The 8350-nt window shown below is 66.5% G+C and carries 12 protein-coding genes; 7 read left to right on the top strand and 5 right to left on the bottom strand.

What is annotated here, in order from left to right; genetic code table 11:
* The first annotated feature begins 686 nt into the window (after positions 1–686).
* Both AC2VON_RS10865 and AC2VON_RS10860 read left to right on the top strand, forming a co-directional pair.
* Positions 687–1223 carry a hypothetical protein gene (locus AC2VON_RS10865; protein WP_486952961.1) on the top strand — a complete coding sequence of 179 codons (537 nt, stop codon included), beginning with the start codon at positions 687–689 and terminating at the stop codon, positions 1221–1223.
* 11 nt (positions 1224–1234) lie between these two features.
* On the top strand, positions 1235–1771 hold the full coding sequence (locus AC2VON_RS10860; RefSeq protein WP_486952960.1) for a hypothetical protein: 537 nt from the start codon (positions 1235–1237) through the stop codon (positions 1769–1771).
* A gap of 67 nt (positions 1772–1838) precedes the next feature.
* On the opposite strand, the gene AC2VON_RS10855 is transcribed toward AC2VON_RS10860, so the two are convergent.
* The 5 genes from AC2VON_RS10855 to AC2VON_RS10835 all read right to left on the bottom strand — a co-directional run bounded on the left by AC2VON_RS10855 (position 1839) and on the right by AC2VON_RS10835 (position 5228).
* The gene (locus AC2VON_RS10855; RefSeq protein ID WP_486952959.1) at positions 1839–2141 is read right to left on the bottom strand and encodes a hypothetical protein; all 303 of its coding nucleotides are present in this window, start codon (positions 2139–2141) and stop codon (positions 1839–1841) included.
* 123 nt (positions 2142–2264) lie between these two features.
* Positions 2265–2513: a hypothetical protein gene (locus AC2VON_RS10850; protein WP_486952958.1), complete on the bottom strand. Its 249-nt coding sequence runs from the start codon at positions 2511–2513 to the stop codon at positions 2265–2267.
* A 15-nt stretch (positions 2514–2528) separates the two neighbouring features.
* Positions 2529–2756, bottom strand: coding sequence for a glutaredoxin-like protein NrdH (gene nrdH, locus AC2VON_RS10845; RefSeq protein WP_486952957.1), 228 nt, complete (start codon positions 2754–2756; stop codon positions 2529–2531).
* An 81-nt stretch (positions 2757–2837) separates the two neighbouring features.
* Positions 2838–3326: a hypothetical protein gene (locus tag AC2VON_RS10840; RefSeq protein ID WP_486952956.1), complete on the bottom strand. Its 489-nt coding sequence runs from the start codon at positions 3324–3326 to the stop codon at positions 2838–2840.
* Between the two features lie 342 nt (positions 3327–3668).
* Complete coding sequence (locus AC2VON_RS10835) at positions 3669–5228, bottom strand: ParB/RepB/Spo0J family partition protein (RefSeq protein WP_486952955.1); 1560 nt, start codon at positions 5226–5228, stop codon at positions 3669–3671.
* Between the two features lie 229 nt (positions 5229–5457).
* Between AC2VON_RS10835 and AC2VON_RS10830 the strand changes: the two genes are divergently transcribed.
* The 5 genes from AC2VON_RS10830 to AC2VON_RS10810 form a co-directional block, all read left to right on the top strand.
* On the top strand, positions 5458–5697 hold the full coding sequence (locus AC2VON_RS10830) for a helix-turn-helix domain-containing protein (RefSeq protein ID WP_486952954.1): 240 nt from the start codon (positions 5458–5460) through the stop codon (positions 5695–5697).
* 66 nt (positions 5698–5763) lie between these two features.
* Entirely contained in the window at positions 5764–6192 is a 429-nt protein-coding gene (locus AC2VON_RS10825) for a hypothetical protein (protein ID WP_486952953.1), read from the top strand.
* 48 nt (positions 6193–6240) lie between these two features.
* On the top strand, positions 6241–7434 hold the full coding sequence (locus tag AC2VON_RS10820) for a DUF1173 family protein (protein ID WP_486952952.1): 1194 nt from the start codon (positions 6241–6243) through the stop codon (positions 7432–7434).
* 159 nt (positions 7435–7593) lie between these two features.
* Positions 7594–7845, top strand: a complete 252-nt coding sequence (locus tag AC2VON_RS10815) for a hypothetical protein (protein WP_486952951.1) — start codon at positions 7594–7596, stop codon at positions 7843–7845.
* The coding region (locus tag AC2VON_RS10810) for a DNA adenine methylase (RefSeq protein WP_486952950.1) at positions 7842–8350 on the top strand (509 nt) is incomplete at its 3' end. The genes AC2VON_RS10815 and AC2VON_RS10810, both read left to right, overlap by 4 nt.

Genomic DNA, 8350 nt, shown 5'->3' with positions numbered 1-8350 from the left:
GATTCCGACACCTTCGGGAGAACCAGCGTCCGACACCCTGCTGTGAAAACCCAGGTCGCCGAGCGTCAAATCCGACATGTTCGGCGAGTTCCTACAGCGGCGGACTAACGAATGGGGGAGGCGGTGATGTGTGGGCGGGACGGGTGGTGTCAGGGGAGGGCAACGAGGTAGGTGTGGGAGTGGATGGCCGGTGAAGGTGGTGTGAACTGGTGAATGCTGCCGGTTGCGGTTCGGATTGTCCTTCCGGTGGTGCAGCTCGTCTGGTCGTACCGGGCGGATGGCGTGGTTCGGGATATTCCAGCGGGTGCCTGTGTGGTGGATGGCAGGGTCGCAATGTGATGGGCCGGTGGTGGTGCCGGGTCGGCGTGAGCGTCAGGTGGTTGCACTGAATGCCCCCGCGTGCGCGCGATTGCCAGGCGAGCTCGGTTGGGGTGCCGCTGGCATCGGCGCGCGGGGCGTGACGGTGAAGCTGATCCGCATCTGGCCGGCGGCGCGCACTGTCCGGCCCGACAAAGGTCGCCCGGGGCTGGCATGGCTGCGGCGCGGCGTCGTGCTGGCGCGGCCTTAGCCGGCCAGGAGGCGGACGGCACTGCGGACCGCCGGCCAGATGCGGGCGCTGCCTGTGCGGTGACGAACTGGCGGCTACCGTTAGCGGCGGGAAAAGTTCCGGCCTTACCTTGGGGCCTATGGCCAAGATTGAGTCCAAACACGACGTGCGGCGCAAGGTCCGCGAAGCGCAGGCCCAGGTCAATCGCGAACGGCTTCAGCGCGAATCCGACAACCGCGAGGACATGGTCGCGTTTCTCGTCGCCGCACAAAAGCTGGCAGCGGTCGACACCTGGGAGGCTGAACGCCATGAGCAGGTGCGGGCCGAGGCGAACCAGCGACGCCTCGAACAGCGGATGGAAGGTGCGCGTGCACTAGGTCGGGTTCGTGACCGTGGAGAATCCATCGCAAGCATCGCCCAGCTCGGGCAGTGCTCCGAGAAAACCGTCCGGACTTACCTGCGGCTGCTGCAGGCGAAATCGGCTGCAGCAACCCGGAATGGCAAGAGCACTTCAGGTGCACTAGGTTCGGGCGCCGAACCGGGCGTCGGTGATCCTTCGGATGCGCCCACGGGCGAGGGAGACGGGCACGCTGTAGCACCCGGTAGCGGTGCCGCCGAGCCAGGCGGGACGTTGCCCAAGGCGCAGCACACCGAACGTGTCGGCGGGTCGCGTTAACGTGCGCAGCCATGGGCGTCGTTCACGAGCCGATCAGGGCACGCACCTGCGCACTGTGGGTTGACCCGCGAGTTCACGCTGCGGAGGTCGCGCGGTTCCGCAGGAAGGTCGTTGCGGGGCCGGGCGATCGGGATTGCAATATCTGGATCGGGAGCATCGGCGGCGACGGCTATGGCCGGTTCTACATCACCCGCGGCGGTGTCGGCCTGTGCGTGCGTTCGAACCGCTACGCGCTTGCGCTGGAATCTGGCGGGCGGATCGGCGCGGATGTCTTCGCCCTGCACGAATGCGACAACCCGGTCTGCGTAAAGGTCAATCCGGTTGGGTGCGGTGTCCAACATGTCGTAGCGGGGGACCAGCATGACAATATGCGGCGCATGGCCAGAACTGGGCGCGGCGGCGGCCGCACGGTCATCCGCGGTGCCGGGCGCGGACATGATTCGCGGCGTGCGCGATCGGTCGCGCTTCGTGACGCGGTACGGCATGGCGAATGGGACGCCGAGGCGGTGTACGAGGCGCGATCGGGTTCCGGCTTGAAGCTGTTCTGATCTACTGCGCCGCCGCGCCGATCCCGTGCAGGCGGTCGCAGCGGCAGGGTGCCTGGCGGAGTGCCCGTTACCGGTGGGCTACTGCGGCGCTCGGGCTGGTGTGCGCCGTGCTGGTGGGGATGAGTTCGATAAGGCGTTTGGCTTCGGCGTGGTCGGGCTGGCCGGCAATGTCGTTACCGGTGTCGATCAGGGCGATCAGTTCGCCGCCGACGTGGAGCAGGTATCGGGGCCGCGAGTGCGCGTCCGCGCGGCCTGCGGTGGCGTGGGCGGCGGCGGCGACGTTGCGTCGAGCTGCGTGCTCATCGCGGGCCTGGCCGGCAATCGTGGTGGGTCCGCCGGCCGACAGGGTTGTGAGTGACCAAGTGATCATCGTGGGAGCCTTTCGGGGTGGGTGTGTGTCCCGCCGCTGAGTGTGCAGCACGGGATGATGAAACGGCGCTGGCCGCACTTGCCGATGTGGATAAGTGCGGCCGATGGAGGGGTTGCCTGTGGATTACTCCAGGGCGCCATGGTCGTCGTCTTCGTCGATGACGAGGGTGGCCACTCGTTGAGCGGGTGTCGCGCCGGCCAGGATTGCGTAGACGCCGTGTCCTTCGTTGACGATGCGGTCAGCGGGCTGGGTGGCGTGGACGTAGGTTTGCGCGGCCTGGAGCGCGGCGGTCTGGTCCGGGTGATCGGACGACTCCCACATGGGCATGGCGTCGGGGTCGTGCGGGTCGAGGATGGTGGCTGAGTAGCTCATGGCTGGGTCTCCTTGTCAGGCCGCGTTGGACAGGGACTTGATGCGGTCGGGCCGGAAGCCGGACCAGTGGTCGTCGCCTGCGGTGACGACGGGGGCCTGGAGGTAGCCCAGTGCCATGACGTAGTCGCGGGCGGCGGCGTCAGTGGTGATGTCGACCTTCTCGTAGGTGATGCCCTGGTTGTCGAGTGCCCTGAAGGTGGCGGTGCACTGCACGCACGCGGGCTTGGTGTAGACGGTGATCATGGTGGTTGCCTTCCTTGGTTGAGGGGTGCTTGGGGGGAACGTCCCGGCGGGGGGTGGGACTCGCCCCCCGCCGGGGGAAGCTCATGGGGTGTAGTCGTCGCGGGTGGGGTCGGCGTCGAAGTCGGGTCCATCGGTGAAGACTCCGATGGCGGTGGCGTGGGCGCGGCGCAGGATCTCCATGGCGCTGCGGTATCCGGCGAGGTCGAGAATCTGCCAGGTGACCGGTCCCATGTGGATGTCGATCCATCGGATGACGCGACTCTTGTCGGCGGCGAGTTCTTCGCGGGCGACGACAGCGTAGGTGGCGCGGCGCGTCCAGTCCAGGGCGAGGGTCTGCTGGGCGAACGGCTCTCGGGCGGGTCGCACTGGGGGAAGTTCGCGGGGCAGCGGGGCCAGCAGGGGGCGTGCGGCCGCGAAGCCTTCGAGGACGCCTTGAGCGGCCTGGGCCGACCAGAAGGTCATGAGCAGGCCGCCCCACGTGAGTGCCATGCGGGCGGTGGGGGTCTGTGCGTGGTAGACGGTGATGTCACCGGTCTGCGTGCCGCGGATGCGGGCGATGGTGTGGGTCACGACGGCGACGGGTGATCCCTCAAGTGATGCGGCTTACTTGACCATGATTTCTCCTGTTCGACTGGTTACTATAGTAACCAGTCTAGCGGGTGGATCAACCCGTGGCAACCCTTTTCGGAATCGTTTTTGCACACTTCTGTCGGCGTATTACCTTGCTGTGCAGCAGTATTGATGCCGACTACCTTCCCTGTCCTGGCGTCTTTGGCAAACGAATGACACGGCCCGGTGGTGCCGGTTCAACGTCCAGCGCTGGGGGCGGTAAAAGGCCGGCGCCGGTGCATGCAAGAAAGCCCGGCCACCGGGGGTTCGGTGGCCGGGCTCGCTCGGCGGGGCGCGCCGCTGCTAGTCCTGGGTGGGTTTGTCGTAGAGCGCATCGGCGGTGCTGTGCCCGACCACGACCTGCTCCACCTCGGCCAGGGTGTAGCCGTTCTCGGACAGGAACCGCAGGTAGGCCCGTGAGACCTCCGATGGGGTCCGCCAGCAGTCCTTGGTGGTGCGGACCTCCATGGCGCCCAGGACCAGCCCCAGCACGATCACCAGGGCCCGACCGTCCCCGGAATCCGTAGTGGACAGCGCGTCGGTCAGGTTCGCCGGGGTCTGGGCCTGTGAGCAACCGAGCAGCTCGGCGGCGGTCATCTTGCCCCGGTAGTCGTCGATGAGCCCGAAGTGCTTGGTGATCGACTGCGCCACGAACACCGCCGTGCCCTTCGGTGCGCTCTTGCGGGCCAACAGCTCGCGAACCCAGGCCTGCCGGACCGTCACCGCAGCCGCGCCCAGCTTGTTCAGCGCCAGCACCCGGCGACGCTCCTCGCGCTCCTGCTCGGCCCGCGCCTCACGGTCCTGCTCGTCGTCATCCTCGGCGCTGTAGCCCCGACCGGAGACCGACTTCGTTGAGCGAAGGCCGGCCCCGGCCACATCGGCGCAGAAATACTCCGGTCCCCACTTCTCACCCTCCTCCACGGTGGAGAAGTGCCGGTAGCCCTCGGCGGCGGCTTGCGTAGGGTCATCGGCGGTCTGCCAGTCGATTTTGCTCTCGTCGACCTCCACGCCGGTCTCGCGGTCGACGTAGATCTCCTCGCGGGTCAGGTACACCGCCCAGTGCTTCGGGTCGGCCTGTTCCACGAACTCGTCGGTGACCTTCTCGCCGTCGTCGGTGCGCAGGTAGTACGGGTCCAGCAGGGTCTCGTCGCCCCAGGCCGGGCGATCTGCGAGCACCCGGTAGCCCTTGGACTCCCACGCCTGTCCAGCCTGAGCGCGTTCCTCGCGCTCGGTCCGGTCGCGGCGCAGTCGCTCGGCCCGGTGCTCGAAGTTGCCGCTTCCGGCCATGTCGAGCAGTTGGGCTTGCGCGTCCGGGTCGTCGTCGAACTCCGCGAACACCACAGCCTCGGCCAGGCTCAGCTGGCCCGCGTCCAGCGCGGACAGGGCGAGCGTGGACTTCGCTGCAGCCTGGGCCGCGTCCACCGTGGCACGGGGCGTGGACAGGTGCTTGGCGACCTTGGTGGGCGAAACACCGTCGAGCAGAAGCTGATTGATGCCACGGGCACGCTCACCATCGGTCAGCCCCGCACGCCGATCATTCAAGATGATCTGCTCCACCACCCGCCGGGTCCGCAGCGCCTTCTCGTCACCGGCCACGTCGTGAATGTAGGCCGGGATCGCCGTCAGACCCACCTGGCGGGCGGCTTCGGTGCGGCGCTGGCCATCGCGCACCGAGATCGCTCCGTCCGGCAGCCGCACGGCCGTGATCGGAGTCAACACGCCGTGCTCCTTGATCGAGGCCAGGAATGCCTTGTCCAGGCGGGCACCGTTGCGGACGTTGTCGCCCACGACGAGGTCTGCCGGATTGAGGTGCTCCAGGCTGAACTCGGCCTCAGTGGTTGTTGTTGTGGTGGTGGCGCGCATGGCCCGTCCTCTCGTTGATGGTTACTATAGTAACCACTATAGCGGGGCGATGGGCTGAGCAGCAACCATTTTCAGCAAGACCTGGCACCATTGTGGATACCGGAAATATGTTGTGAATAACTTCCATACAGCCAGTTGATGACCCTGCGCACCCGCCAGTGCAGCAAAGTCATACGACGTGCTGGGCGGATTACTGGCCTACACGGCAGGCGCGCACTATAGTGGCCGTATGCGTACCCGCGAACCCGCACCGACCGACGCCCCACGGATGGCGGCGCTCGGGGCCGCCATCCGCACCCTGCGCGAAGCCGCCGGCGAAAGCAAAGCCGCCGCAGCAGAAGCCATGAACCTAAACCGGACCTACTTCCGTGGCATCGAGGCCGGCGAACGCAACATTTCGTTGGAACGGCTCTTCGACATCGCGGACCACTACGGCGTCAAGGTCGCAAGCCTTCTCGAGGATGCGTAACCACTTCTTCCACAATCTGGCCGCTACTGGTGGACCGTGACGCGACCTCGGCCGTAGCTTCCAGGTATGGCCGAGCAATTCGCGCATAATCACCCCACCACGTCCCGCAGGCGGTACAGCAACAGCGACGACCGACTGAGCGGCCCGCCGCCGGCGGGCGTGTCCTGGCCGACCGCGTGCCCGGGACTGGCCATCGCACCCAGTGGCACGGTCCGCTCGGCCGAATCTCGGTTCGCCCAGGATGATTACACCCTGGTGTACATGCCCAGCGGCTGCCGCCTGCCCGTCCGCGGCACACCGGCCGCCCTCGCCGAACTCGCTGGCCGACTGGCCTGGTTCGGCGACATCCTCGACCCCTCCTACCTGGCGGATCCCGCCAACGCCGACGTCTGTGCGAGCCTGCGGGAAATCCTGCGAACCTGGATGGCCGAACAGCGCACCGAGCCCGTTCTGCCGCCGCGCCTCCCGGCGTTCACCAGGCGCGTTGCCTCCTGAGATCGGCTATGCAGTGATGTATCACAACGGGCCCCCGGAGTACCGGCCATGACGCTATCGACTGCGTTTGATGTCGACGGTTGTGTGGTTGACGATGTGCACGACCCGGACGCCCAGCAGGTGCTTGGTATGGCGAAAGCGGCGCGGGTGCGCCCGCTGTGCCTGTGTCGGTCTGCGGGGGTGGAGATGTACATCGCTTCGGCCGGCCACGACCTCATCGTCAAGCGGATGCCAGGAACCGCTGCTGAGCATGACCACCGGTGCCGCTCCTGGCTTCCTCCCGGCGAGCTTTCCGGGTACGGAGCCGTTGCTGATCAGTCCATCGTCGACAACCCTGCTGACGGCACGACGGCGCTGCGCCTCGCCTTCTCGCTGTCGAAGGCCGGAAATCGTTCCGCGCCTGAGCCCTCTGACTGCCCGTCGAACACGGTTCAGACTCACGGCAACAAGCTGTCTCTGCGCGCAGTGCTGCACTATCTGTGGGATGAGGCAGAGCTGACGACGTGGTATCCGGCGTTCGCAGGGCACCGGCCCTGGGCGGTGGTGTATCAGCGTCTGCGGGCAGCGGTGGACGGCAAGTTCGTCCGAAAGAATCCCCTCGCGGCGTCGGTGTTTGTGCCCGAGCCGTTCTCCGCCGACCGCAAGACCGAAATCGAGCAACGCCGGATCAAGGCGTGGGCGCCAGCACGACGGCAGCCGGGAAGGCCCACGAAATTCCTGATCGGGGTTGGCGAGATCAAGGCAATCGAGCCGGCCGGCCATGGCTTCAAGATGCAGGTCCGACACCAGCCGGGGCACCCGTGGTTCCTCGATGAAGACCTGCACCGCAAGCTCACCAAGCGTTTCGCGGCCGAACTCGAAGTGTGGCGCATGGCCGAAGCCGGCGAGGTACGGCTGCTGGCGATCTGCACCTTCTCGGTCTCGCGGGCCGGCTACGCCCACGTCGAACAACTGTCGCTGATAACAACCGATCGCAACTGGCTTCCCTTCACCGGTGACGCCGACCTGACCCTGCTCAACACCGCCCTCGACGAGGGCCGCTCATTCCGGAAAGTGTTGTCGTACAACGGCAGCGCGACACCGCTCGCCTCCTTGATCTTCACCGACACCACTCCGGCGACAGCGGCGTTCATCGACCGCCATGCTGCTGACAGCACCGCCGATGTGTCGATAGCCGGCCTCCCGGTGTGGACCTGGCGCACGGACGAGGATATGCCGGACCTGCCGCCACCGACGAGCTGACCGCCGCCAGGCCCAGCAAAGACGTCGACAACGGGCGGACTGCCGAAATAAGTGCGAAAGAAAGAGAACCGAATGTCCCCGAGGGAGCTATCCACTGCAATGTTGTCTTGGTTCGGTGCCGGAACAATTGCAGTTGCCGTCGCGATAGCCTTAGACGCCTTGTATCTGGCCGTGCGGCTAACGGTCGCCGGCGCCCGTCTACGAAGTTGGCGACTGGCGCTGAAAAGCGTGGTTACGGCTCAGCCTCGGCAGCGCGTCGCCGCCGATCCCGATGCCGAGATTGCCCGAAGCGTCGTCGTGATGGCGTTGATTAGCGGACTCCTCGCGTTGGGCGGATGGGGGATGATCCGCCACGACGGTCCGTGGCTATGCGCCTCTGCACTGCCCTTTCAAGTCGTCTACGCCGAGTGAGTACATCGTCTCTCGTCCGGCCTCCGTTCGCGTACTACGGGGGCAAGCAACGGCTCGCCAGCGCGATCGTGTCGATGTTGCCACCGCACACGCACTACGTGGAGCCGTTCGCCGGCGGACTGGCGGTCCTGCTGGCCAAGTCTCCCAGTCGATTGGAGACCGTCAACGACAACGACGGCGACCTCATGCACTTCTGGCGGGTACTGCGTGACCATCCGGCCGAGCTCACCCGCGCATGTGCACTGACCCCGCATTCGCGCAGGGAACTCGACGCCGCCCTCTGCGGGCCCGCCGCGCCAGCCGGTGCCGACGACGGGATCGAGCGGGCCCGCCAGACCTGGGTACGGATCGCGCAGGGACGGACCGGCACATTGCGCCGCACCGGTTGGCGGTTCGACTCGGCTGACTTTTGTTACAAGTCGGGAATCTACCCCCTTGACTCAGGATCACCTGTCAGTCGGCTGGCCAAGGACATCGACACGCCGGGCTTGACCGTGAACCATTG

It is taken from the genome of Mycobacterium sp. TH-M82 (genome assembly GCF_057473605.1).
This window is presented reverse-complemented; position numbering and strand designations above follow the sequence as displayed.

Coding starts and splice junctions, on each gene's coding strand:
- AC2VON_RS10865 (WP_486952961.1), top strand. CDS start 687: ATGGCCAAGATTGAGTCCAAACACGACGTGCGGCGCAAGGTCCGCGAA.
- AC2VON_RS10860 (WP_486952960.1), top strand. CDS start 1,235: ATGGGCGTCGTTCACGAGCCGATCAGGGCACGCACCTGCGCACTGTGG.
- AC2VON_RS10855 (WP_486952959.1), bottom strand. CDS start 2,141: ATGATCACTTGGTCACTCACAACCCTGTCGGCCGGCGGACCCACCACG.
- AC2VON_RS10850 (WP_486952958.1), bottom strand. CDS start 2,513: ATGAGCTACTCAGCCACCATCCTCGACCCGCACGACCCCGACGCCATG.
- nrdH (WP_486952957.1), bottom strand. CDS start 2,756: ATGATCACCGTCTACACCAAGCCCGCGTGCGTGCAGTGCACCGCCACC.
- AC2VON_RS10835 (WP_486952955.1), bottom strand. CDS start 5,228: ATGCGCGCCACCACCACAACAACAACCACTGAGGCCGAGTTCAGCCTG.
- AC2VON_RS10830 (WP_486952954.1), top strand. CDS start 5,458: ATGCGTACCCGCGAACCCGCACCGACCGACGCCCCACGGATGGCGGCG.
- AC2VON_RS10825 (WP_486952953.1), top strand. CDS start 5,764: ATGGCCGAGCAATTCGCGCATAATCACCCCACCACGTCCCGCAGGCGG.
- AC2VON_RS10820 (WP_486952952.1), top strand. CDS start 6,241: ATGACGCTATCGACTGCGTTTGATGTCGACGGTTGTGTGGTTGACGAT.